The organism is Pseudoalteromonas shioyasakiensis (assembly GCF_019134595.1).
In the GTDB taxonomy this organism is placed as follows: domain Bacteria; phylum Pseudomonadota; class Gammaproteobacteria; order Enterobacterales; family Alteromonadaceae; genus Pseudoalteromonas; species Pseudoalteromonas shioyasakiensis_A.
This window is the reverse complement of record NZ_CP077770.1, coordinates 1,296,125-1,320,419: the sequence shown is the minus strand read 5'-3', so window position 1 is coordinate 1,320,419 and position 24,295 is coordinate 1,296,125. Positions and strand designations below refer to the sequence as shown.

Below are 24,295 nucleotides of genomic sequence, written 5' to 3'. Positions count from 1 at the left end.
GCCGCATTAGCTGGCACAAGTTTTATGTCTGCTGCTGCAGAGTCAGACGGAGCTGAAAAGGTCGAGCGTATTGAAGTTACAGGTTCTCGCATTAAGCGCTCAGATATTGAAGGGCCATCACCGGTTCAATCAATCAGTCGTGCAGACATCGATAACATGGGCTACGACAACCTACAACAACTATTAGAACGTATGCCAGTTGCAGGTAATGGTACTTTCTCTACTCGCGGTAATAACCAAGACTCTACAGCTAATGGTGCTGCAGCAGTCAGCCTTCGAGGCTTAGGCTCAGACGCAACATTGGTACTTATTAATGGCCGTCGTGTATCTATTAGCGCCTTTGCTGAAAGCATTACTAATTCGTTTGTTGATATCAACTCAATTCCTGTCTCTGCGATTGAGCGTATCGATATTTTAAAGGATGGCGCATCAGCTATTTATGGCTCTGATGCGGTTGCAGGTGTAGTTAATATTATCTTAAAGAAAGATATTAACGGCCTAGAAGTAAACCTTGGATATGGTGGCACTGACGATCCTAACTACGAAGAAAAAACAGCAAGCCTAGTTTGGGGTACCAGTACAGAAAAAAGCAGCGCATCAATTATTATTGATTACTTTAACAACACCGCACTCTCTTCTGATGAAATGGGCCGTTTAGGCACAGCAAACCAAGAACCATACGGTGGTATGGATTTCCGTTCATCGCGCGGTTTCCCTGGCTACTTTTATGTAGATGGCGAAAAAACCATTGATCCGGCCTGTCCGGCGGAAAATGCAACTGCAAGTGGCAGCTGCTTATTTGACTACGGCCCGTATGGTTACGTAACCCCTGCATCTGAGCGTGTCGGTGCTATCTCACAATTTGAATATAACTTTGACAATGGTATTTCAGCCTTCTTAGAGATTGCAGTACAACACAATACGTCGCAAGCTGCAGGCGCCCCTACTCCTCTTGATGAAGATGCAGGCCTTACAGTGCCAGCAAATCACCCTAACAACCCGTTTGGCCAAGATATCGAGATTGGTCGCTACAGAACCGTAGATGCCGGCCCGCGTCAATGGGATATTGAATCAGATACGCTGCGTTTTGTTGCGGGCCTAAAAGGTGAGATCAGTGACTGGAGCTGGGAAGCCGCAGTTCAAAAAGGTCGCAGTAAATCAATGCAAACCGGTGACAGAAGCCAAGGTTGGGTGCGCACTGATTTCTTACAACAAGAAATTGACGCGGGTAACTATAACCCATTTGGTGGCACCTATAATGACCAAGCAGTTATTGACCGTATCACGACAAGCTTAGTGCGCCGTGGTGAGTCTCATATGACTTCATTTGATGCAAATATCAGTGGTGAAGCATTCAGCTTTGGCGATGATGTGGTGATGATGGCTGCAGGTATTGAATACCGTGAAGAAGATGTGAGCGATATTCCAGACGACCAATTCCAACGTGGTTTAATCTTTGGTACTGAATCTGTATCAGCCGCTGCTGAACGCGACCAATATGCAGCTTATATTGAGTTTTCAATTCCGCTCGCTGATAACTTAGAGCTGCAATTAGCAGGTCGTTATGATGACTACAGCGATTTTGGCTCAACAACAAACCCTAAAGTAGCTGTTCGCTGGGCACCTACAGATTCAATCACTGTTCGTGGCTCATGGGCTCAAGGTTTCCGCGCGCCTTCACTAGCACAAATTGGTTTAGGTCCGTCGGAAGAAAGTCAGTTCTTTGTAGATACTTATCGTTGTCAGGCAACGGGACAGGATTGTAATGCTCTTGATTACAACATTCAATTTGCGGGTAACCCTAACCTTGAAGCTGAAGAATCAGAGTCATGGAATGTCGGCTTCATCTGGGCACCTACCGCTGAATTTGGTTTTGGAGTCGATGTATGGAGCATTACACAAGATAATAAGATTGACGAGCAAGAGTTCGGCCCTATCTATGATAACAACTGTAATGACCAAAACAGCACTGTGTGTGTGCGTTTAGCACCACAAAATGGTCAGAGTTTAGGTGTAATCCAAAAAGTTTACAGCACCTTTGAAAACGTCTCATCACAAGAAGTATCGGGTGTCGATGTATCGGCTAACTACACGCATGCGATGAACGATTACGGCTTCTTAAAGTTCAATTTAGAATGGGCTTACCAAAACGAATTTAAGAAAGATGGCCGCGATTACACTGGCGAGTACCGTTACCCTGAAAACCGTTGGATTTTCTCAACAAACTGGGAGATGGGTGACTTCAACACTAATGTGAATGTTAGTTACACTGGCGAGTTTGAAGATACGCCAGATATCGACTTTGATGGTAATTTAGACTTTGATAGCAACACATCACGAATGGTTGATTCACAAACGCTGGTTGATTTACAAACTGCGTATAACTTCTCAGATAAAATCAAACTTTCTGTAGGTGTGAATAACGTGTTTGATGAAGATCCTCCGTTTGCAATCGGTGATGGTGATGGCGACTTATACGGCTATGTATCAAGCGTACATAACCCACGTGGTCGTTATTTCTATACTAAGCTAACAATGCGCTTTAACTAATCTCGTTGAGCTTAAAAACAAAAACCCGCCAATTGGCGGGTTTTTTAATTCTTTAACTAAGGCCTAGATTATAGGTCGCCTTCGTTTTCAGAAAGGAACTTAGCAACACCAGCAGGGCTTGCGTCCATACCTTTTTTGCCTTCAGTCCAACCAGCTGGACATACTTCACCGTGCTCGCTGTGGAACGCTAGCGCGTCAACCATGCGGATCATTTCGTCGATGTTACGGCCTAGTGGAAGGTCGTTAACTACTTGGTGACGTACGTTACCTTCTTCGTCGATTAGGAAAGAACCACGGAAAGCAACACCTGCTTCTGGATGCTCAACGTCGTATGCTTGACAGATTTCGTGTTTAACGTCTGCAACTAGTGCATATTTAACTTGACCAATACCACCGTCAGCAACGGCAGTGTTACGCCATGCATTGTGTGAGAATTGTGAATCGATAGATACACCGATTACTTCAACGCCACGCTTTTGGAATTCTTCAAAACGCTTGTCGAAAGCGATTAGCTCTGAAGGACAAACGAAAGTGAAGTCTAACGGGTAAAAGAAGATAACTGCTTTTTTACCTTTGATAGTTTCTTTTAGGTTGAAGTTTTCAACGATTTCACCGTTACCAAGAACAGCTGCTGCAGTAAAGTCTGGTGCCTGACGGCCAACTAATACACCCATTTTTATCTCCAAATATTTGAGTTTATTTCCAATTGCCTATGCAATACTCACTTAGATATGGTTACTAAAAATCAAAAACCAAGAGTAAGTATTGATAATTTGCAAGATAGTGTAATGAGGTTACAGACAAATGAACAATCGAAAAAAACGATATGCTTAATCGGAAAAATTGATTCGCAATAAACGGGGATTGAGATAACTCTATATTAATGTGCAAATTGACCCACTAAACACAAAAAACCCAGCTTTTAGCTGGGTTCTTAAATGAAATATCAATAAGGACACTTAGTCCATGATATCTTCTGGCATGTCACCACGGATTTGCTGCCAGATTTCACCTGTTTGATGACCATATCTACGCATCATAGAAATCGCACCGTCATGTTCACGACGCTCAGCAAGTACTGTTAGATCTTTATAAAACTGACGCGCTAATTCACGAGTACGAGAATCAGAGAAGTAGTGGCAGCCAATTTTTGAGTAAAAGCCTTTAAAGCCGTTTAAGATAAGCACGTAAATGCGGTTATTACCCGCTACCGCTAATTCATGGTGTACTTTATAATCGTAATCAGCAAATGCTTGAGCACTGTCTTCAAGTTCTTCACTTTGCGATAAAATTTCAATTACACGCTCTGGGGCAAGCTTAATAGCCGCACGGGTATAGATTGCGCTGATATTAGTACGAGCAGAAAGTAATTGGTCTGTAAGCTCTGGCATTTTGTCTTCATCAAGACGTGCTAGCGTCTCTAGAATGTTAAGACCCGAGGTTTCCCAGAAGTTATTTACACGGGTAGGTTTACCGTGTTGAATCGTTAGCCAGCCATCACGGGCTAGACGCTGAAGTACTTCACGTAAAGTTGTACGTGTTACACCAATCAGCTCTGACAATTCACGTTCAGCAGGAAGAATTGAGCCAGGCGGAAAGTCACCATTCCAAATAGATTCAACAATGTATTCTTCAGCAAAACCTGCTGGGCTTTTCGCTTTAAAAATTCTCATCCAATTTCCACTTGAGTTAGCAACTACTTTTACCGCATTTGGTGTTCAACTCACTGATTGTACCAGATGATCAGCAACTAACAAGTAAACTAACTCCGCAGTGCATAAAAATCTACAAGATCTAGTTAAATAAATGACCTTTTGGATTAAAAGTACGCCAAATAACAATACTTTCGATATACTGAATTTCTAATTATTAACAATAACAACCAGCACTATTAAAAGGTACGGCCATGCAGCAGCGCGTTTTACCAGCAATATTTAAAAATTTTTTGGGGACTTCGCCACAGTGGTATAAATACACCATTATTGCGTTTTTACTAATCAACCCGGTGTTATTTCAACTTAACCCTTATCTGGCAGGATGGGTATTAGTGCTAGAGTTTATTTTTACACTCGCCATGGCACTTAAATGTTACCCGCTACAACCGGGAGGCTTATTAGCAATTGAGGCCTTATTTATCGGCATGACAACCGCCGGCCAAGTTGAACATGAAATAGTTCAGAATATCGATGTGATCCTGTTACTTATCTTTATGGTTGCCGGCATCTATTTTATGAAAGACTTGCTTTTGTATATCTTCACAAAGCTGGTTGTTTCGGTGCGAAGTAAAACCGTATTGTCGCTGTCGTTCACGATTGCTGCGGCTTTTTTATCTGCTTTCTTAGATGCGTTAACGGTGATGGCCGTTGTTATTGCTGTCGCGATGGGCTTTTACAGTATTTACCACAAGGTGGCATCAGGAAAAGACTCTAGCAGCGAGCATGATATTAATGACGATAACCAAGTTCGCCCTGTAAACCGTCAAGAGCTTGAAGAGTTTCGTGCTTTTCTTCGTAACTTGTTAATGCATGCATCAATTGGTACTGCCTTAGGCGGTGTATGTACTATGGTAGGCGAGCCACAGAACTTGATCATTGCTGAGCGTGCAGGCTGGTTATTTGGCGAATTTTTCTTCCGAATGTTGCCTATTACTTTACCCGTTATGATTGCAGGTATTGCCACTACCTTCTTACTCGAAAAAACCAAAGCCTTTGGTTACGGCGCAAAACTCCCAGCCCCCATCCACACAATTTTATCGGATCATGCTAAAAAGCTAGAGAAAAAACGCACCACACGCGACAAAGTGAACTTAACTATTCAAGCTTTCATTGCTGTTTGGTTGATCATAGGCTTAGCCCTTCACTTAGCCACAGTTGGTTTAATTGGTTTGTCTGTAATTATTTTTGCCACAGCCAGTGCCGGTATTATTGAAGAGCACCAATTAGGTAAAGCATTTGAAGAAGCCCTACCATTCACAGCATTACTTTGCGTATTCTTCTCAATTGTTGCAGTTATTATCGACCAGCATTTATTTACACCTGTGATCGCATGGGTACTTACCTTTGAAGGTCAACTGCAACTGGTGATGTTCTTTATTGCCAACGGTATTCTTTCGATGGTCAGCGATAACGTTTTCGTGGGTACTGTGTATATCAATGAAGTGGCTGCTGCATTACAGGCAGGTCAAATTACCCGTGACCAGTTTGATTTATTAGCTGTGGCAATTAACACAGGTACTAATTTACCAAGTGTTGCGACTCCTAATGGACAAGCTGCCTTCTTATTCTTGCTTACATCAACATTAGCCCCTGTGTTACGACTATCTTATGGACGCATGGTATACATGGCGCTACCTTATACCATAGTGCTGACGATTGTTGGCTTGAGCATGACCTTATTCAGCCTTTCAGATATGACTGACTTACTGTATCAATGGGGCTTAATCAATCACCACAGCGGTGCGTTACCTGGCTCATTAGGTGGTCATTAGAACGATTATTTAAAGCAATACATTTGAAACTAAAAAGCCCGCTTGATGCGGGCTTTTTGATAGAGCTCTTTTTTCTAGATAAGAGCCGTTTAATCAAGTACTTTCGCGTCGTTTGCTTTATTGAGTAAGCTGCGACTTTGCGTTAAGAAATGCGCTGTCGCATCAGAGAAGTACTCTTTCGCATCAGCAAATGCGGCAATCAATGATGCTTTATCCCCAGCTTTTAGCTTTTCGAGCGTGTCTGCAAAAGTATCTTGGTAGTTGGCAAGCAGTGCTTCTACATCGTCGAATTGCGCTAACATGATGTCAGAGTAAAGCTCTGGCGATTGGGCAAATAAGCGCCCTACCATCATTAACTCTAATTGATAAATGGGTGATGAGCAGCTGCGAAGCTCTGCGAGTGTATGGCTTTGCTTGGCAAGAAACTGGCCATATACAAAGGTGGTTAAGTGGCGCATAACCTGAATGATCTGCATTGCTTCATCGTGCTTTTTAGCATCCATTTCAACTACTTGGCAGCCCCAAACTTGTAGTTGTGCCATTAACCCTTTAGCGACTTCATGATCTCGACCTTCACACACCACAACCGTTTGTTTTACCCAGTGCGAAATATCTGGACCAAACATGGGGTGTAAGCCAACTACCGGGCCGCTATGAGCCGCCATAAGTGCTTTTAAAGGTTTTTGCTTAACAGAGGTAATATCAACCAGCAAACAGTCATCATCAAGTGTCGGTAGCGCTGCGACGACTTGTTCAAGGGCATTAATTGGCACACTGACCAGAACCAATTTTGCCCCTTTTAATATCGCTTCACTTTGTGCTTGCTGTGCTTTATCTAAAATACGAACTTCATAACCTGAACGAGTAAACTGTTGTGCAAAGAGCTGGCCCATTGCACCTTCACCACCCACAATAACAATGGGTGATAACTGAGGCGCAACGCAAGCAAGGCTACCTTGCTGATTCTGATAGGCTTCACGCATCATACGTCGCAAGATGTCCTCAACTAATTCAGGGTTAACCCCTTGTGCGATTGCTTCTTGACGACGTGCCGCGAGTAAGTCAGCCTCGCGATCTGGGGCATGTAATGGTGCACCGATTTGTTGCTTAATTGCGCCTATTTTTTCTGTAATCCCATTACGCTTTGCCAGTAATGCTACCAATTGCGCATCACATTCATCTATTCCTGCTCTTAAATCAGCTAGATCATTCACTGTTACCACGTTACTACACCTCAAACCCTAAAAACGTAAATATTTATATACAAAAAAGTAAAGCTTTTAATACAAATTATAGTAACAGGATAACAGCCAAAGCACAAAGCCCTAACATGCATGTAGCATAGCTTATAAAGGGATAACAGATAATTTAGAAGGGAGTATTTCGGTATTTCTCAGGGAAGGAAAATTTTTTTGTGGTATAAAAACCAAAACGGGTTGCAACCTAAGGCTGCAACCCGTTTTATTTTGCGTTGTAAAACAGCGCGTATTAGTTAAGTTTTTCTCTAATACGTGCAGATTTACCAGAACGCTCACGTAGATAGTAAAGTTTCGCACGGCGAACTGCACCGCGACGTTTAACTGAGATACTATCGATAAGAGGGCTGTGCGTTTGGAATACACGCTCAACACCTTCACCGCTCGAGATTTTACGAACTGTGAATGCTGAGTGAAGACCACGATTACGCTTAGCGATTACAACACCTTCAAAGGCCTGTAGACGCTCTTTGTTACCTTCTTTTACACGTACCTGTACAACTACTGTATCACCAGCGCCGAATGCTGGTACGTCTGTTTTAAGCTGCTCTTCTTCAAGCGCTTTAATAATATTTTGGTTTACTTTTGCCATTATATTTCTCACTTTCCTAGGTGTAACTGTCTTCTAGCCACAAGCTTGTTGGTACTCTTGCTGAAATTCAGCAAGGAGTGCCGCTTGCTCCTCAGTCAGAGCTAGGTTATGCAACAAGTCAGGACGACGAAGCCAAGTTCTACCAAGTGATTGCTTTGTGCGCCACTTAGCGATTTCTTGGTGGTTTCCGCTGAGTAATACAGCAGGCACCTGTTTATCATCCAATGTCTCTGGCCGTGTATAGTGAGGACAATCAAGCAAGCCATTCGAAAATGAATCCTGCTCAGCTGACTGATTATGACCTAACACCCCTGGTACTAATCGTGCTACTGCATCAATTAGCGTCATCGCGGGTAGCTCACCACCACTTAAAATAAAATCACCAATTGACCATTCTTCGTCAACGTATGATTCTATGATTCGCTCATCTATACCTTCATAGCGACCTGCAATTAAAATCAGCTTTTCTGATTGTACAAGCTCGCTTGCACCTTGCTGATCTAATTTGCGCCCTTGCGGGGACATATAAATTACTTTTGCACCATCACCTGCCGCTTTTTTAGCGTCAAGGATAGCTTGTTGCAATGGTTCAACCATCATTAACATGCCAGGACCGCCCCCGTAAGGACGATCATCCACAGTTCTATGCTTATCAGTGGCATAGTCACGTGGGTTCCAACAGTTAAAGTCGATTAGACCATTTTTAACTGCGCGACCTGTTACCCCTTGGGTGGTAATCGCATCAAACATGTCCGGGAAAAGGCTTATCACCCCTACCCATAGCGAACTCGTTTGTGACATTAAAACCCTGGGTCCCAGTCTACGGTAATTTCTCTTGCATCATGTTTAACTTCTTTAATAACAGAATCTGTTAAGAAAGGGATTAAACGCTCTGCTTGGCCAAATGCATCTTTTTTGTTTGCTTTCACAACCAAAACGTCATTTGACCCTGTCTCCATTAGGTCATCAACAGTGCCTAAGTTATAACCTTTATCAGTTATAACAGACATGCCGATCAGATCTCGCCAATAGAATTCACCTTGCGGTAATTCTGGTAGCTGCGCTGCATCTACTGAGATTTCTGCATGGGTTAAAGCCATTGCTTCGTCTCGGTCGTTTACTTGCGCAACTTTAGCGATAAAGCCTTTGTTGTGGCGACGCCAGTCGACCACTTCTAAGGTCTGCCATTTACCTTGTTGCCCTATCAACCATGGGCTGAAATCGAAGATCCCTTCGGGATCATCAGTAAATGAATGCACCTTAAGCCAGCCCTTTATACCATACGGGGCACCGAGCTTTCCTACTGTAATATACGAGGTGTTCTCTTGACTCATGGTTACTCTTACGCCTATTAAGCCGCTTTACGAGCGTCTTTAACTAACTTAGCTACGCGATCTGAAAGAGATGCGCCTTGACCTACCCAGTGATCAACACGAGATAAATCTAAACGTACTTTTTCTTCCTGACCAGAAGCGATTGGGTTAAAGAAACCTACTTTCTCGATGAAGCGACCGTCACGCGAGAAACGGCTATCCGCAACCACAATTTGATAGAAAGGGCGTTTTTTAGCGCCACCACGTTGCAAACGAATAGTTACCATACCGTCCTCTACATTAGATTGACTGTTTTCATTAATAAGATTTACTCCCCAGTACGGGAAGCTGGGGAATTGTACGAGTTTTTTGCAACATTGCAAGTAAGAACTGCTGCAAAATGTAAGTTTAGTTGATTAAACACTGATCTGGGCTTTAAATCTTACATGCAGCTAACAACTACGCATAAATTATCTACAAAAAAAGGAGCTATATGCTCCTTTTTATACACTTAATAAACAGCACTATTAAAATTTAGGGCCGCCACCCATCATACCTGGTGGTAACATGCCTTTCATGCCGCGCATCATTTTCTTCATGCCACCTTTGCCTTTCATCTTCTTCATCATCTTCTGCATTTGCGTAAATTGCTTAAGCAGTTTATTGATTTCTTGCACCTGAGTGCCAGAACCTGCAGCAATACGTTTTTTACGCGAGCCTTTGATGATTTCAGGACGAGCACGCTCTTTTGGCGTCATAGAGTTGATGATAGCTTCCATTTGTACGAAAGTTTTATCACCCATCTGGCCTTTTACAGCGTCTGGTAGGTTTTGCATGCCTGGCAGCTTATCAAGCATCGACATCATACCGCCCATATTCTTCATCTGACGAAGTTGCTCAGCAAAGTCATCTAATGTGAAGCCATCGCCTTTAAATACCTTCTCGGCAACTTTAGCGGCTTTCTCTTTATCTACTTTCATTTCGACTTCTTCGATTAATGAAAGTACATCACCCATACCTAGGATACGAGAAGCAATACGGTCAGGGTGGAATGGTTCAAGAGCATCAGTGCGCTCACCCACACCCATAAACTTAATTGGCTTACCGGTAATATGACGAATCGATAATGCAGCACCACCACGGGCATCACCATCGGTCTTAGTTAAGATCACACCACTTAAAGGAAGCGCTTCATCAAATGCTTTTGCAGTGTTTGCCGCATCTTGACCTGTCATCGCATCAACAACGAATAAGGTTTCGATTGGGTTAATCGCACTGTGAAGTGCTTTGATCTCGTCCATCATGTCGTTATCGACGTGTAAACGACCTGCGGTATCAACTAATACCACATCAATAAATTTCTTCTTCGCGTGCGAAATCGCGTTGTTCGCAATATCAACCGGCTTTTGTGAAATGTCACTTGGGAAGAACTCCACATCCACTTCATCAGCGAGTGTTTCAAGCTGTTTGATTGCTGCCGGACGATAAACGTCGGCACTCACAACTAATACAGACTTCTTTTTACGCTCTTTTAAGAATTTAGCTAGTTTACCAACACTGGTCGTTTTACCAGCACCTTGTAAACCCGCCATCATCACGACCGCTGGCGGCTGTGCATTAAGGCTTAGCTCTTCGTTAGCTTCACCCATGGCTTTTTCAAGTTCTTCGCGAACAATCTTAATAAAGACTTGGCCTGGGCTTAAGCTTTTTGTTACTTCAACACCTACGGCGCGTTCTTTAACTTGCTTAACGAATTCACGAACAACAGGTAAGGCAACGTCCGCTTCCAAAAATGCCATGCGGACTTCGCGTAATGTATCTTTTATATTGTCTTCAGTTAGGCGTCCGCGGCCACTGATATTTTTTAAGGTTTTACCTAAGCGTTCTTGGAGATTCTCAAACATGTAAAGGTTCCGATAAAACGTGTTGCACCTGCAATGTACATAAATCAAACAAGTTTGGCGACAATACAGGCAATATTAAAATTTAATTCCTAGTAGTATACCGTAAATGGTGGTCGACAATACAGTGTTCAAGTATGCAGTTTGAGTTTCTTTTTACAAACTCTATGCTTTTGCCTTGCTATAAAATACAATGGCATCAAAGAGACAAGGATTTATCGATATAAATTAAGTGGCCAAAACACGATGATTATTAGTTTAACTATTATTGCTAGTTTGTTTTATGTGTTAGCAACGTCACATGTGCTATCACGCCTTTTTCACAAACAAGGTCCAAGCCAAAAACTCACAGTCATTCTTAGCACTGTGGCTATCCTTGCTCATATGCTGTTACTGGTTAATTCAGTTTTTCGTGCTGACGGTCAAGATTTAAGTATCGTCAACGTTGCATTATTAACCTGTTGGGTCATTGTGGTGTCGGTGACAGCTGTGTCTCTCAAATTCCCCGCAACTTTATTGTTACCAGTTGTTTACGGTTTTGCAGCCTTACTGACCCTTGCCAGCTTATTTATACCGCATCATGTGATTTTACAGTCAATTGATGTTGAGCTTGGTTTAGTTACTCACATATCGTTATCACTGCTAGCCTATTGTGTTTTGATAATCTCAACACTCTATGCAGTACAGTTCTACTTTATTGATAAACGCCTAAAACGCAAAGACTTGGCAATTGTTCACAGCCACCTCCCGCCTTTAATGGTGGTTGAGCGTCAGCTATATCAATTACTCACGCTGGGTACTATCTTACTGACTTTTGCTCTCCTTTCTGGGTTCATCTTCTTAGAGGGAATGTTTGCCAGTGAGTTTATCCACAAAACGGTCTTATCATTAATTGCTTGGCTAATTTTCACCGTAGTCACTGTAGGTCATTTACGTCAAGGCTGGCGTGGTAAGCCTGTGGTGTTTTCGATCATGATAGCCGCTTTTATCTTGTCACTTGCTTATTTTGGCAGCCGTTTCATCCAAGAAGTGGTTCTAAATAAGTTTTAACTTGACTCAGCAAGCTGACTCTAGCTTAATATGCACTGATTTATAAAAAAAGGATCCATCCTTGGACGACATATCGACTAGTACCCTGTTTATTATATTGGGATTATTGATACTTATTTCTGCTTATTTTTCTGGTTCTGAAACTGGAATTATGTCAATCAACCGTATTCGCCTGCGTCATCTTGCTAAAGAAGATCATCGTGCAGCGAAGCGCGTCAGCAAACTATTAAGTCGCCCTGACAGACTCATTGGTCTGATCTTAATTGGTAATAACCTTGTCAATATCGCTGCAGCACAGGTTGCAACGATCATTGGTATTCGCTTGTATGGTGATCTCGGTATCGCTATTGCAACCGGTGCGCTAACACTGGTTGTTTTAATCTTTGCCGAAGTAACACCAAAAACACTTGCTGCGCTTTACCCTGAGAAGGTCGCCTTCCCAAGCTCAATTGTGCTTAAAGGCCTTTTGAAAATACTTTTCCCGTTTGTACTTGTCGTAAACTGGATGACCAACGGCATGTTGCGCTTGTTTGGTATTACCACTGCACAAATTGAAGAGCACAGCTTAAGTAAAGAAGAATTAAAAACTGTGGTAAACGAATCAGGTGCGCTGTTACCTGCTCGCCACCAAAGCATGCTGACTTCAATTTTAGATTTAGAACAAGTCACTGTTGAAGATATCATGATCCCACGTAACGAAATTGTTGCTATTGATATCAATGACGATTGGAAGCTTATCAGCCGCCAGCTTACCCATGCACAGCATACTCGCGTACTGTTGTATCGTGACCAAATTGATGATGCTGTTGGCTTTATTCACTCACGTGATGCACTTCGCTTATTAACTAAAGAGCAGTTTGATAAACCATCACTATTGCGTGCGGTACGTGAAATATACTTTATTCCTGAAGGCACATCGCTAAACACACAGCTACTTAAGTTCCAGCAATCAAAAGAGCGTATTGGCTTAGTCGTTGATGAGTATGGTGATATTCAAGGTCTAGTAACGCTTGAAGATATTCTTGAAGAAGTAGTGGGTGATTTCACTACAACGCAAACGCGTACACCGAGTGAAGAAGTAACAGAGCAAGATGATGGCTCAGTACTTGTTGATGGCGGTGCCAATATCCGCGATTTAAATAAAGAAATGGGTTGGGAGCTCCCGATTGATGGACCGAAAACGCTAAGTGGTTTAATTGTTGAATACTTAGAGGATATCCCAGACTCAAACCTTAGTTTGCGTATTGCCGGCTACCCTATTGAAGTTATCGAGATAAAAGAAAATATGGTTAAGTTAGTTAAAGTTATTCCAAGTAAACGTACAGAATAACTTTCGACTTGACCCAAACAAAAGGAGTAGCTTACTACTCCTTTTTTGTTACTTATAGCTGAATTACCTCTGAATATTCACATTTTATTAGCTATCCCACACAACAAACACGAATTCCTCTACTATTATTTTCTTTTGCATATATTGATATAAAAGGGAAAGTAATGGACGAAATATCAATCGAGAAAATCTATAACCAAGCTATCGAATTGCTGATGCTTTACGGGCCAAAGTTTATTCTAGCAATACTGGTTTTAATTATAGGTTGGTGGTTAATTGGTAGAATTGCCAATATGGCCGAAAAATCAATGAATAAAGTCAACTTCGAAGTTGGTCTTACGCACTTTTTAGTTTCCTTTATCTCGGTCATTTTAAAAGTACTGTTGCTGATATCTGTTGCTTCTATGATTGGCATAGAAACCACGTCGTTTATCGCAATGCTAGGTGCTGCAGGCCTTGCGGTGGGCATGGCACTACAAGGTAGCCTTGCTAACTTTGCAGGTGGCGTGCTTATTCTATTCTTTAAGCCTTTTAAAGTTGGCGATGTAATCGAAGCGCAAGGCTACATGGGTAAAGTTGTTGAGATCCAAATTTTTGTCACTGTTTTACTCACTTACGATAATGAAAAAATCATTATCCCAAATGGCACGCTCTCAAATGGCTGCGTTAAGAATAAGTTTGCTGAGCCAACGCGCCGTGTTGATATTGAATTTGGTATTAGTTATGGCGATGATGTTCATAAAGCCCGTGAGGTACTTTTGAGTGTACTTAATGACTATGAGTTAGTGCTAAAAGATCAAGAAGCTAAAAAGCCAGTTGTGCATGTTAGTCAGCATGGTGACAGCCACATTGGCATGCTTGTTTGGGCATGGGTTGACTCTGATAATTACTGGCCAGTGTATTTTGGATTATATGAAAAGGTTAAAATTGCCTTTGACGCTGCTGATATCACAATTCCATTCCCGCAAAGGGATGTTCATATTCACCAGTTTCCCGGTAAATAACACTTAAAGGCGAGTTTAACTCGCCTTTTTTGATTGTGTTTGTTGAATCAGATTTAACAGCTCTGCAGTGGCAGTTGCATCGGCTAACGCTCTATGGTGATTCGTTAAATTCAATTCAAAATGTGCGGCTAAGTTACCGAGCGAATAAGACTTAAGCTTTGGAAATGCCTTACGTGATTCAACTACGGTACATAGCTTTGGCATTTTAAAGCCTTGCCCAAGTGCAGCGTATTCTTTGCGAATAAAGCCGTAATCAAAATTCACATTATGGGCAACAAATACGCTGCCTTTTAATAGTGAGCGCAGTGTATCAGCAACCTCTTCAAAGCGTGGCGCATCACGAACCATAGCGGCGTTTATCCCCGTTAACTTGGTGATAAAAGCAGGAATACTGCGCTCAGGATTGATTAAACTCGCCCATTGATTGATTACTTCACCCGCTTGTAACTGCACAACGGCTATTTCGGTAATTTTATTATTACCTTGTACGCCGCCGGTGGTTTCTATATCCACCACACTGTAAATTCGATTTGGATCATTAAACCAATTTACCGCAACGATATTTACTGCAAAGCCATGTTGTTTTAACACCTCAATACTGACAAGTTGGTTGCGTCTTAATTTGTCGCCAGGAGCTTTCACTTCCTCAAAGGTAAGCTTATCCCCCTTTAGCACCATCAAGTCTGGGTAGCCATCTTTGAGCTGCTTAAAGGTTTTTGTCATTTGCAATAAATGCGCTTTTAAATTTGTAAGCGGGCTGTATTTTATTAATACCTCTAGCGGCTCTAACATATCGCTGTGCCACACAAACACAGCGTTAGGCGCTTCATAAAACTGCCCTACGTTTTTGCAAACATATTTATATAAGGCTTCATTACTAGTGAATTTTGCAAGCTTTTGCTCAATTTGTGTTTGTTGCACTGTGTGAAAACAATCAGCCAGCAATACCTTTGGATAAAGATCAAATTCATTACACGGCGGGTGCGGGGTCTCTATAAAGAGTTCTTGCCAAAACGTTAAGGTAAAGAAGCTCAACCAAAGATTATTCTCGGTAAAAAATACCGTATTGCCAAGCTGTTGATAGTACTCACACACTCCTTGCTCGACATCGCCACGATAAATGTCATCAACCTCTAATTGATGCTCTGTATCAATGAGCATTTGTGTTAAACGTGAGCGTTGTTGCTTGTTATATTTACGCTGTAAAAAGTCCTCTGCAAAATACAAAATGCCATCATCAAGTGGGTCTTGAATAACTTGCTCAAGCTTTTGTTCAACCCAGCTTTTATCACCTTGTTTGTAACGCTGGCGAATTGCCAGCTCTTGCGCTTCACTGCTGCCTTCACAGTGCTCAAGTAACTCAAATGCAAATGCTAGGTCATGCTCTTTAAGCTGCTTATATAAGCGGATCAGTAACTTGTTTTTGATACTCTGGGCTAACTCATCTTCAGAGCTAATAGCTAAAAGCGCTTGGGCTAAGTTCTGATACTGTGATTCTGACTCGCTTTCTTTGAACTGCATTCGCAGCTTATTTAATTGATAATGCGTTTGTGCTTCGGCTAGTGTTTGAAAACGCGATATGCTCTCACTAACATCACCACGTACTTTTGCAATTCCCAAATCACGCATCACAAAACGATTTTGATGATTGATATCACCGCCACTTAGTCGGCCGCTATGTAAAAACTCAAAGTATTCATAATACTGGCTACGGCTATTGACCACGAACTGACTAAACAACGCCTCTAATTCACTGTGGTTGCGATCAATATGCTCTTTACACAGTTGGGTTAAACTCTGTTTACTGGCTGACTTTTTGTAATCAGGTTGAATGGCCATTAACTCATCATTTGCTAATAAGGTTAACAGGGTTGGTTTGGTTAAATGCTCAAGCAATAGATCTAATTCGTCGCTGCTAGGATGTGCCACCAGCCCTTGCTGTTTTAGCTTAAAAATAGCACCGTGCAGATTGGGGATCTCTTCATAATTTAATGATGACAGCGCGACGATTTTTGGCTTACGAGAATAAACTCGCAGTAAAGTACATAAGCTTTGCTCATCAAGCTGAAGGAGTTTTTCAAGAAATTGCTGCTGCTCTGCTAAAAGCAGATGCCTGCACTGAGATTGAATAAATTCAGCAAGCTCAAAGAAATGACTTAAATAATATTTTGCTGGTAGTTGTGTTTTCATAGCCAAACCCGACACTGTATATAAATACAGTATCAGGTATTAGCTAATTGATTTCAATGTTTGCGGTTATTTAACTTTTAAAATACCCACAATTGCGCAAATTGCGCCCCCGACCATACCGAGCCAAGCTTCAATTGGTGTGTCACCACTAAACGTGCGGCTAATTTGCGCACTTGCAGAGTCATAAACGTTATATCCCCATACAGCTAGCGCCACACCAATAACGATTAAAGCAATACCTATAATTTTTCCCATCGTGTTGTTCCTTATTGTTATTAATTTCTTTTTGATAACCTCAGTGTTGCACACATATTAAACGCCTGCAAAGCCTTAAGAAATAATCAAACTAAAGGTTATGTTTTGCCCACTTAACGACACCTGAAGTTCAGCATCAATTGCTTTACTTAACGCTTTGGCAATAGATAAGCCTAACCCAAAGTTATCATTAGAGGTTCTGGCACTGTCTTTTTGCCAGAGTGGATCAAATAACTGGCTCAAATCGTCTTCTGTTAAAGGTACTTTTAATTCATTTGTAACAGAGAATTGCAGCTTATCCTCTTTCGTCAGTAGCGTGCTTATAGTTACATCACTCTTGTCGGGGCTATATTGCTTTGCGTTATTTACAAGGTTGGTGATGATTGATTCAAGGGCAAATAAATTACTGACAATGGCAGGAATATCATCTTGAAACTCAAACTTAATTCGCTCTAAATCATGTTTTTCTAAGGTACGTAAAATAACCTGATTTAAATCGCATGCATCTTGCTTTGGGAGTGCTTCATCACTGTACTTATGCAGTAATAATAAGTTCGACACAATGCTCTTTAAACGCTGGCTGATTTTTAGCACTTCGGGTTTAAAGTCTGCCTCAAACTCTTTTTCATTTGGAAACCGAATGGCCACTTCAGCCATGTTGATTAGCTCAGCAATCGGCGTTTTTAATTCATGGGCAATATCTGAGGTTAAGCGTTTTTCGCGAAAATAAAGCTGGCGGTTTTCCTGGATAAAGGCATTTAAGCTATCAACAATGGTTTGCAGCTCTTTAACAGGCTCTTTTATTGTTATCACGGCATTTTTATCGGCGATACTGAGCCGGCTAATATCCCGGTTTAGTTTATTCAGCGGCGCTAAAGAGCTGTCGACCGATTTACGCACAAATAGACGAATAAATACGATTACTGACACAGTAGAAACAACAAAAATAACGTCGATGAGCCATAAAACAAAGTCAACTTCTTCTGATGAAGCCGCATAAGCTAAGGTTATGGGTTGTTGCAAAGAGGTGTTAACGCCCTCAATAAAGTCTTCATCATCGTCTAGGTCTAAAGGCGGTATAAAGCGAGTATAAATAACCCGGCCATTGCGACCATCAGGTAACTCAGTATTGATGATTTTTGTCTCGCCAAGCTTTATTTTCTCTAGAGGTAGATTCTTTTGTGAGAAAAGATGCAAGCTTTCTGAACGCGCAAAAACCCCAGACTGCGACCAAATTTGAAAATACTCAGTTTCTGTACTGCCTGAAAACTCAGGCATGAATTGCCCTGAAAAATCAAAATCAATTTCTTCTTCGTCAATATCAATCAATGACATAAGCATGCCGGCTTTTGATTTCAAACCACGATTAAATTCGTTATCAATCCAACTATCAACGGCGATATCGGTAGCAACTAAAATACTCAGCACTAGCCCAGTTATAGTAATCGATAATGTGGTTACTAACTTACTGCGAATTGATTTCATTATTTTCCTTGAATGATATAACCAAAACCACGCTTAGTTTGAATAGGTAACTCGCCACCTGCTGCCCTCACCTTTTTACGCGCCGATGATAAATGTGCTTCAATGGAGTTTTTCGAAACTAAGTCATATTGCCCAGCAATATAGGTACTTAACTTTTCAGCTGTGATCACTTTGTTTTGATTACTAAACAAGCACTCAACTATTTTATATTCGTTAGGGGTTAAATCGATAACGGTGTCGTTAACTTGCAAAAGTTTTAATTGTAAATTTAAAGCCAAGTTATCAATGCGGATCACATCACTGATTGTTTTCAGGCCGCCGCGACGCATTAAATTTAATAACCGTGCATGCAGCTCATCAAACGAAAATGGTTTGGTCAGGTAATCATCCGCCCCGGTGAGTAGCCCTTTCACTCTGTCTTCTGGTTCTTGCTTGGCAGATAAAATAAGCACACGAACGTCGAGCTGCTTTGCTCTTATGGTTTGTAATAACGTAATGCCATCAATACTGGGCAACATAATGTCGAGTATGATTAATTCGTACTCACCTGTCATTGCCATACTCAAACCTTCAGCGCCATCGCCGGTTTCATCAATAGTAAAACCTAGGTTCTCAAGACCAATTCGTAGACTACGTCTTAATGACACCGAATCTTCTATAATCAACAATTTCATATGTTACTCATTTAGATAAAAACCGCTTTAGCGTCATCAGCTTACGCTTTGAATCTTAAGATTCACTTAAGATTTACTGAAGTTTTTCTAGTTTAGAAAATATTAAGATTACCATAAGGATTTCTTAAGTTTCGACTCCTAGTATTGCCGTAGTTTCGATTAAGTAAGTACGACTATGACAACAAAACTTTCTGTTTTAAAACCTTTGTTCCGTTTTTCATTAATTTTAATGTCAGTATTTATACTGTCGAGAATTGCCTTGCTAGTATGGCAACACCAAAGGTTAGCTGATGGCGATAGCCTAGCCGTTTTATTGGGCGGCTTAAGAGTTGACTTAAGCAGCTTAGGCTACTTGTCAGCCTTGGCTGTTTTAATGTTACTCGCTCATGTGCTTTTGCGCAGAAAAACTGCTTTTTTTCAGCATGTTTTTACTCTTTATAGCTGCATAGTTGTGACTTTAATCGTGGTTGTTGAGGCTTCGACTCCCGCGTTTATTACCCAGTACGATGTACGACCAAATCGTTTATTTGTCGAATACCTAGACTACCCTCAAGAAGTCTTTTCTATGCTATTACATGGCCACCTATTTGCCATGATAAGCACCCTAATTATTGCAACGCTTAGTTGTGTGTTTGCGTATCGTTTTATAAGTGCAGCATTTAGCAAGCAGCAAAATGCTAAAACGGTTAGCCAAGTGGTGATACTCGTTACGACTTTATTAGTTTGCTTAATTAGCGCAAGAGGCACTGTCAGCCATCGCCCGTTAAACCCTGCATTAGTATACTTTTCAAGTGACTCACTGATTAACTCCTTAGCCCTTAATTCAACTTACAGTGTTGCATTTGCTATTAAGAATATGAGCAATGAAAAAAATGCCAGTAGTTTATACGGTACCATGCCACGTGATGAGATTTTACAAACTGTAAAGCAAGCAGCCTATAAACAGCAGTTTATCACTGAGAGTATTCCTACTCTTGCCAACAACACACCATTTAACACAGGCAAACAAAAGAATTTAGTGATCATTTTAGAAGAAAGCTTAGGCGCACGCTTTGTTGGTGAACTAGGTGGCATTGGTGTGACTCCTGAACTAGATAAGCTTTATCAACAAGGCTGGGGGTTTGATAACTTATATGCCACTGGCACACGCTCAGTGCGCGGTATCGAAGCGGTAACAACTGGGTTTACCCCATCACCTTCGCGCTCGGTGGTCAAACTTTCTAAATCTCAGCGTAACTTTTTCTCACTTGCTGACGTATTAACCCGCACAGGCTATACCACCCAGTTTATTTATGGCGGTGAAAGTCATTTCGATAATATGAAAAGCTTTTTCTTAGGGAATGGCTTTAGCGATATTGTAGATATTAATGACATGCAAAACCCTGAGTTTATTTCGTCATGGGGAGCAAGCGACGAAGACTTGTTCAATCAAGCTGATATAGAGCTAAGTGAGCTAAATAAATCAGGCAAACCATTTTTCAGCCTTGTGTTTACCTCAAGTAACCACGACCCATTCGATATTCCAGAAGGTAAAGTAACACTGCCTGAAGGCCACGACCCAGAAAACTACAAACGTGATCTAGCAATCAAATATGCTGATTATGCTCTTGGTAAATTCATCGCAAAGGCAAAAACGCAAGATTACTGGCAAGACACCGTCTTTTTAGTGGTTGCAGATCATGATGTGCGCGTGTTTGGTTCTGAGCCTGTGCCGCTTAAATCTTTCCACATCCCTGCTGTGATCCTAAATAGTGATATGGATGCAAAGCGCGATACACGCTTAGTCAGCCAAATTGATTTACCTGTTACTTTGTTGTCGTTATTAGGTGTTGAGCAAGCAACCCCCATGCTTGGTTATGATTTAACCCAACAATACCCTGTTGAACGCGCCATGATGCAGTACTACGACAACTTTGCTTACGTAGAAAATGGTGAAGCCGTGATCCTGATGCCAAACCAAAAAGTGAGCTATTGGCGCTATGACCCTACAAGTAAAACGCAAGTTGCCATCGATAACACAGATAGCAGCGTTGAACTTGCCAAAAAAGCCTTAGCACACGTCTTATTTAGCAATTTAGCTTATACCGAACAGTTGTATCGCTTACCAAATAAATCGTAGCGATGAGGAATGATTATGAGCATGCAAATTAAACAACTCCTTACTAAAAAATGGCACGTTAGCTACAGCCAATTTGTCTGGCTGGTGTCGTTGTACTTGGTTATTGCATTTAATGGCCTGTTTTTATTTAACATGCTTGAAGCAGCCAGCAAACCTGAACATGTCAATTGGTTATTTATAGCAAGCGTACCGTTTTTCTTATTAGCACTGACGGCAATGGTGTTAAGTTGGTTATCGCTAATCACCTTTGTTAAACCCGTGCTTTTAACAAGCGTCGTGGTTTCATCGTTGTTGTTTTATGCAACCTTAAATTACGGTGTTATCTTTGATAAAAGCATGCTGCAAAATATCTTAGAGACAAATTCAGGTGAGGCATTTTCATACCTTAATTTACAAGTTATCGCTTTTATTACTGTGCTAGGCGTACTGCCTGCTTACTTGTTTTCTCGCTTTAAAATTGTCGGAAATTTTCGTGTTCGTCTTAAAAGCTTTGCGCTTCTTAACGTTACAGCGTTTATTGCTGTAGCTGTTATTGCCGTTCCTTTTTATAAAGATTACGCCTCTGTAGGGCGTAATAATCGCCAATTAACCAGCTACATTACCCCTTTTGCATTTTATACTGCGGGCTATAAGTACCTGCGCGATAATTATTTTTATCCACCTTTACCATTTAAAGTCTTAGATAAAACACCGCACCTATTAGCTAAGCAACAAAGTTCACTAACGATTATGGTGGTAGGTGAAACAGCCCGTGCAGCAAATTTCTCACTGCAAGGTTACGACAAGCCGACTAATCAATATACCCCTAAACTTGGCGTTAAATATTTCAGTGAAGTTAGTTCATGTGGCACCGCAACGGCTATTTCTGTACCTTGCATGTTCTCGCGCTTAGACCGCAACCACTATGATTCGCGCATCGCGCAAAGCCAAGAAAATGCCCTAGATATCATTCAACGAAGTGGTGTAGAAGTAACGTGGATTGATAACAATAGCAGCTGTAAAGGGGTTTGTGTGCGGGTAAACTCACAAACAGTAGAACCAACAAAGAGCAACCCACTTTGTGACGGACGCTATTGTTTTGATGAAGTACTGGTTGAAGAGTTAGCAGCAAAGCTTGCCAAAAGTGATGCGAAACACCAACTAGTGGTGTTACATATGATTGGTTCACACGGGCCAACCTACTATCGCCGCTATCCAGAAAAAGACAGTAAATTTTTGCCTGATTGCCCACGTAGCGATATCCAAAACTGTAGCAGTGAGCAACTTACCAATACCTATGATAATACCATTGCTTATACCGACCTAGTGCTCAGTAAACTTATTAATTTACTACAAAACAGTCAGGCGGATGACAAAGCCCTACTGTATGTTTCTGATCACGGTGAATCACTAGGTGAAAAAGGTTTGTACTTACATGGCTTCCCGTATGCGTTAGCGCCTAAGGAGCAAACCCAAGTACCTATGCTGTTTTGGAGTAATAAACTCGCCGATACCCGCTTTAATCAATGTATCGAACAGCAGCGTAACCATGCTTTTTCGCACGATAACATTTTTGACACCCTACTAGGCTTAACCCATGTACAAAGCACTGAATATCACCCAGAGCAAGATATCTTTAATGCTTGCTCAACACAAAGCTAACGAAATAGAGATTTCATACTATGCAATTTGATAGCACTAACAAGCCCATTGGCATTAAACGTATTCGCCTTGCATTCAAAAACTCCCAACGAGCATTCACGTGGTTAGCAAAGCATGAGTCTGCTTTTAAACAAGAGCTGATTCTGTTGGTGCTTGCCATAGCAGTGGTTTTTGTATGGCAGATTAGCCTGTATGAGAAAATTATGCTGCTTGTATCAGTGCTATTTGTGATGTTTGCTGAAGTCGTCAATACGGCAATTGAAGCCGCCATAGACCGAATAGGCCTTGAAATTCATCCATTATCAGGCCTAGCTAAAGACTTAGGATCCGCAGCCGTACTGATTGCTCTAACGATTTGTGCATTGGTATGGGGCGGCGTGTTTGTTAATAACCTAAGCTAACTCGCTTTTTTATCATCAGGTGTGTCATTACAAAGTGCACAGTGGCGCCCTTTTGACGAATGATATAAACGGGTTGCGATAAAAATGGCCGTTGCAATAAATGACCAAAGTAGCGCAAAGCCTAATGCGCTCATTGTCTCGTGACCTTTTAGAATTTCAACCATAAATAACAAAATTGCCACCAGCGTAAAAACTTTAGTGGTTCTTAGTATCCAAAATTTTGTACCCACAACTTACTCCTTTATACGAGGCTCCTTAGAAAGGATAAGTGTAGTTCAAAACAATAAAAACGCCTTAAAAATTTAAAGCAGGCTCAGACAATATTTGTACATTATTTTTGAATACCTCTAAAAACCCCGGCGGTGAGTGTTCAGTACCAAGCACTGTTACATGACAAACGTAACGATAACCGTTGTTAGTAAAGGTATAAAAATGATTGCCCCCACTGCCATCAAAGCTTAATGTGCCCCCTGTGATCACAAGGCTTGGCTCATCTTGCATAGATTGATCAATCCCCCATGCTGCATAACGGTACTGATTATCAGCCAGTTCATCGATACGAATTAAATGCTGTTTTGTTTGCCACGTTAATATCGGCTTTATAAATTCACGGAGGCTTTTATGTAATGCTTGTTTTTGCTCATCAATCAATGCTTCACGTCGTGCTTTTTCTGCCTCTGATTCATAAGGCACAGCCCAAATAGAGCCATCAAAGTCTAACCACAATTTGCCTGAATCAAACATGATGCCGCGCCACCCCATCATTTCCCAATCATGGCGAATATTTGAGTTCACGATTTTTTCGACAAACTCTTTATCAAAAACTTGCTCAAAGTTTTCTATAAGCATTTGCTCATTTTCAATTGCTTGCAACGGCTCTTTACGCTGCAGTGGATAATGCACTCGCTTAGCAATGGCAGCTTTATCACCTGCCTTAAATGCCGCAACCACAGGTTTGACAATATTTATGTGCTTTGTTGCGGCAAGACCACTGAATGCCATCAACAAAAGGAATAGATAAACGCTGTACTTAAAAAATCTCATTAA

Annotated in this window: 22 protein-coding genes; 8 read left to right on the top strand and 14 right to left on the bottom strand. The window is 41.4% G+C overall.

From position 1 onward, the window contains the following. Positions 1–24 precede the first annotated feature (24 nt). Positions 25–2,550 (top strand): TonB-dependent receptor, encoded by a 2,526-nt coding sequence (locus KQP93_RS06130; RefSeq protein WP_254907738.1) that lies wholly within the window; start codon positions 25–27, stop codon positions 2,548–2,550. Positions 2,551–2,618: 68 nt separating this feature from the next. Here the strand turns inward: KQP93_RS06130 and KQP93_RS06125 are convergent, their stop codons facing one another. Both KQP93_RS06125 and fadR read right to left on the bottom strand, forming a co-directional pair. Beyond that, the gene (locus KQP93_RS06125; protein WP_054561886.1) at positions 2,619–3,224 is read right to left on the bottom strand and encodes a peroxiredoxin C; all 606 of its coding nucleotides are present in this window, start codon (positions 3,222–3,224) and stop codon (positions 2,619–2,621) included. A gap of 285 nt (positions 3,225–3,509) precedes the next feature. Beyond that, the gene (gene fadR, locus KQP93_RS06120) at positions 3,510–4,223 is read right to left on the bottom strand and encodes a fatty acid metabolism transcriptional regulator FadR (RefSeq protein WP_217876349.1); all 714 of its coding nucleotides are present in this window, start codon (positions 4,221–4,223) and stop codon (positions 3,510–3,512) included. 233 nt (positions 4,224–4,456) lie between these two features. Here fadR and nhaB point away from each other — a divergent pair, with 233 nt between their 5' ends. Further along, positions 4,457–6,037 (top strand): sodium/proton antiporter NhaB, encoded by a 1,581-nt coding sequence (gene nhaB / locus KQP93_RS06115; RefSeq protein WP_217876348.1) that lies wholly within the window; start codon positions 4,457–4,459, stop codon positions 6,035–6,037. An 89-nt stretch (positions 6,038–6,126) separates the two neighbouring features. Here the strand turns inward: nhaB and tyrA are convergent, their stop codons facing one another. The 6 genes from tyrA to ffh all read right to left on the bottom strand — a co-directional run bounded on the left by tyrA (position 6,127) and on the right by ffh (position 11,102). After that, entirely contained in the window at positions 6,127–7,260 is a 1,134-nt protein-coding gene (gene tyrA, locus KQP93_RS06110; protein ID WP_217876347.1) for a bifunctional chorismate mutase/prephenate dehydrogenase, read from the bottom strand. Positions 7,261–7,525: 265 nt separating this feature from the next. Continuing rightward, the gene (gene rplS, locus KQP93_RS06105) at positions 7,526–7,885 is read right to left on the bottom strand and encodes a 50S ribosomal protein L19 (protein ID WP_054551733.1); all 360 of its coding nucleotides are present in this window, start codon (positions 7,883–7,885) and stop codon (positions 7,526–7,528) included. 33 nt (positions 7,886–7,918) lie between these two features. Further along, positions 7,919–8,686, bottom strand: a complete 768-nt coding sequence (trmD, locus tag KQP93_RS06100) for a tRNA (guanosine(37)-N1)-methyltransferase TrmD (protein ID WP_217876346.1) — start codon at positions 8,684–8,686, stop codon at positions 7,919–7,921. After that, positions 8,686–9,219 (bottom strand): ribosome maturation factor RimM, encoded by a 534-nt coding sequence (rimM, locus tag KQP93_RS06095; RefSeq protein WP_217876345.1) that lies wholly within the window; start codon positions 9,217–9,219, stop codon positions 8,686–8,688. The genes trmD and rimM overlap by 1 nt, the downstream gene beginning before the upstream one ends. A gap of 17 nt (positions 9,220–9,236) precedes the next feature. Next, entirely contained in the window at positions 9,237–9,485 is a 249-nt protein-coding gene (gene rpsP / locus KQP93_RS06090) for a 30S ribosomal protein S16 (protein WP_054551736.1), read from the bottom strand. Positions 9,486–9,725: 240 nt separating this feature from the next. Further along, the gene (gene ffh / locus KQP93_RS06085) at positions 9,726–11,102 is read right to left on the bottom strand and encodes a signal recognition particle protein (RefSeq protein WP_217876344.1); all 1,377 of its coding nucleotides are present in this window, start codon (positions 11,100–11,102) and stop codon (positions 9,726–9,728) included. Between the two features lie 243 nt (positions 11,103–11,345). On the opposite strand from ffh, the gene KQP93_RS06080 reads away from it, so the two are divergent. From KQP93_RS06080 to KQP93_RS06070, 3 genes are all read left to right on the top strand, one after another. After that, a complete protein-coding gene (locus KQP93_RS06080; protein ID WP_054551738.1) occupies positions 11,346–12,149 on the top strand; it encodes a cytochrome C assembly family protein in 804 nt (267 codons plus the stop codon). A 61-nt stretch (positions 12,150–12,210) separates the two neighbouring features. Next, positions 12,211–13,479, top strand: coding sequence for an HlyC/CorC family transporter (locus tag KQP93_RS06075; RefSeq protein ID WP_217876343.1), 1,269 nt, complete (start codon positions 12,211–12,213; stop codon positions 13,477–13,479). A gap of 164 nt (positions 13,480–13,643) precedes the next feature. Continuing rightward, positions 13,644–14,483, top strand: coding sequence for a mechanosensitive ion channel family protein (locus tag KQP93_RS06070; RefSeq protein WP_217876342.1), 840 nt, complete (start codon positions 13,644–13,646; stop codon positions 14,481–14,483). 15 nt (positions 14,484–14,498) lie between these two features. On the opposite strand, the gene KQP93_RS06065 is transcribed toward KQP93_RS06070, so the two are convergent. The 4 genes from KQP93_RS06065 to KQP93_RS06050 form a co-directional block, all read right to left on the bottom strand. Continuing rightward, the gene (locus KQP93_RS06065; RefSeq protein WP_217876341.1) at positions 14,499–16,673 is read right to left on the bottom strand and encodes an exonuclease domain-containing protein; all 2,175 of its coding nucleotides are present in this window, start codon (positions 16,671–16,673) and stop codon (positions 14,499–14,501) included. A 66-nt stretch (positions 16,674–16,739) separates the two neighbouring features. Next, on the bottom strand, positions 16,740–16,928 hold the full coding sequence (locus tag KQP93_RS06060) for a DUF3185 family protein (protein WP_054553751.1): 189 nt from the start codon (positions 16,926–16,928) through the stop codon (positions 16,740–16,742). Positions 16,929–17,003: 75 nt separating this feature from the next. Next, the gene (locus KQP93_RS06055; protein ID WP_217876340.1) at positions 17,004–18,413 is read right to left on the bottom strand and encodes a sensor histidine kinase; all 1,410 of its coding nucleotides are present in this window, start codon (positions 18,411–18,413) and stop codon (positions 17,004–17,006) included. Continuing rightward, the gene (locus KQP93_RS06050) at positions 18,413–19,087 is read right to left on the bottom strand and encodes a response regulator transcription factor (protein WP_062566930.1); all 675 of its coding nucleotides are present in this window, start codon (positions 19,085–19,087) and stop codon (positions 18,413–18,415) included. Before KQP93_RS06050 ends, KQP93_RS06055 begins: the two co-directional genes overlap by 1 nt. 175 nt (positions 19,088–19,262) lie before the next feature. Here KQP93_RS06050 and KQP93_RS06045 point away from each other — a divergent pair, with 175 nt between their 5' ends. The 3 genes from KQP93_RS06045 to KQP93_RS06035 are packed head-to-tail and all read left to right on the top strand — an operon-like array spanning position 19,263 to position 23,248. Continuing rightward, positions 19,263–21,206 carry an LTA synthase family protein gene (locus KQP93_RS06045; protein ID WP_217876339.1) on the top strand — a complete coding sequence of 648 codons (1,944 nt, stop codon included), beginning with the start codon at positions 19,263–19,265 and terminating at the stop codon, positions 21,204–21,206. Between the two features lie 15 nt (positions 21,207–21,221). Further along, the gene (locus KQP93_RS06040; protein WP_254907717.1) at positions 21,222–22,847 is read left to right on the top strand and encodes a phosphoethanolamine transferase; all 1,626 of its coding nucleotides are present in this window, start codon (positions 21,222–21,224) and stop codon (positions 22,845–22,847) included. Positions 22,848–22,867: 20 nt separating this feature from the next. Next, positions 22,868–23,248: a diacylglycerol kinase gene (locus KQP93_RS06035; protein WP_058586251.1), complete on the top strand. Its 381-nt coding sequence runs from the start codon at positions 22,868–22,870 to the stop codon at positions 23,246–23,248. On the opposite strand, the gene KQP93_RS06030 is transcribed toward KQP93_RS06035, so the two are convergent. Further along, a complete protein-coding gene (locus KQP93_RS06030) occupies positions 23,245–23,478 on the bottom strand; it encodes a hypothetical protein (RefSeq protein WP_054564076.1) in 234 nt (77 codons plus the stop codon). The two genes, KQP93_RS06035 and KQP93_RS06030, sit on opposite strands and share 4 nt — an antisense overlap. Positions 23,479–23,542: 64 nt before the next feature. Continuing rightward, complete coding sequence (locus KQP93_RS06025; protein ID WP_217876338.1) at positions 23,543–24,292, bottom strand: hypothetical protein; 750 nt, start codon at positions 24,290–24,292, stop codon at positions 23,543–23,545. Between the last annotated feature and the right edge of the window lie 3 nt (positions 24,293–24,295).

What these genes read in the sequence shown, in the direction of transcription:
- KQP93_RS06130 (WP_254907738.1), top strand. Translation starts at nt 25, where the DNA reads ATGTCTGCTGCTGCAGAGTCAGACGGAGCTGAAAAGGTCGAGCGTATT.
- KQP93_RS06125 (WP_054561886.1), bottom strand. Translation starts at nt 3,224, where the DNA reads ATGGGTGTATTAGTTGGCCGTCAGGCACCAGACTTTACTGCAGCAGCT.
- fadR (WP_217876349.1), bottom strand. Translation starts at nt 4,223, where the DNA reads ATGAGAATTTTTAAAGCGAAAAGCCCAGCAGGTTTTGCTGAAGAATAC.
- nhaB (WP_217876348.1), top strand. Translation starts at nt 4,457, where the DNA reads ATGCAGCAGCGCGTTTTACCAGCAATATTTAAAAATTTTTTGGGGACT.
- rplS (WP_054551733.1), bottom strand. Translation starts at nt 7,885, where the DNA reads ATGGCAAAAGTAAACCAAAATATTATTAAAGCGCTTGAAGAAGAGCAG.
- trmD (WP_217876346.1), bottom strand. Translation starts at nt 8,686, where the DNA reads ATGTCACAAACGAGTTCGCTATGGGTAGGGGTGATAAGCCTTTTCCCG.
- rimM (WP_217876345.1), bottom strand. Translation starts at nt 9,219, where the DNA reads ATGAGTCAAGAGAACACCTCGTATATTACAGTAGGAAAGCTCGGTGCC.
- rpsP (WP_054551736.1), bottom strand. Translation starts at nt 9,485, where the DNA reads ATGGTAACTATTCGTTTGCAACGTGGTGGCGCTAAAAAACGCCCTTTC.
- ffh (WP_217876344.1), bottom strand. Translation starts at nt 11,102, where the DNA reads ATGTTTGAGAATCTCCAAGAACGCTTAGGTAAAACCTTAAAAAATATC.
- KQP93_RS06080 (WP_054551738.1), top strand. Translation starts at nt 11,346, where the DNA reads ATGATTATTAGTTTAACTATTATTGCTAGTTTGTTTTATGTGTTAGCA.
- KQP93_RS06070 (WP_217876342.1), top strand. Translation starts at nt 13,644, where the DNA reads ATGGACGAAATATCAATCGAGAAAATCTATAACCAAGCTATCGAATTG.
- KQP93_RS06065 (WP_217876341.1), bottom strand. Translation starts at nt 16,673, where the DNA reads ATGAAAACACAACTACCAGCAAAATATTATTTAAGTCATTTCTTTGAG.
- KQP93_RS06060 (WP_054553751.1), bottom strand. Translation starts at nt 16,928, where the DNA reads ATGGGAAAAATTATAGGTATTGCTTTAATCGTTATTGGTGTGGCGCTA.
- KQP93_RS06055 (WP_217876340.1), bottom strand. Translation starts at nt 18,413, where the DNA reads ATGAAATCAATTCGCAGTAAGTTAGTAACCACATTATCGATTACTATA.
- KQP93_RS06050 (WP_062566930.1), bottom strand. Translation starts at nt 19,087, where the DNA reads ATGAAATTGTTGATTATAGAAGATTCGGTGTCATTAAGACGTAGTCTA.
- KQP93_RS06045 (WP_217876339.1), top strand. Translation starts at nt 19,263, where the DNA reads ATGACAACAAAACTTTCTGTTTTAAAACCTTTGTTCCGTTTTTCATTA.
- KQP93_RS06040 (WP_254907717.1), top strand. Translation starts at nt 21,222, where the DNA reads ATGAGCATGCAAATTAAACAACTCCTTACTAAAAAATGGCACGTTAGC.
- KQP93_RS06035 (WP_058586251.1), top strand. Translation starts at nt 22,868, where the DNA reads ATGCAATTTGATAGCACTAACAAGCCCATTGGCATTAAACGTATTCGC.
- KQP93_RS06025 (WP_217876338.1), bottom strand. Translation starts at nt 24,292, where the DNA reads ATGAGATTTTTTAAGTACAGCGTTTATCTATTCCTTTTGTTGATGGCA.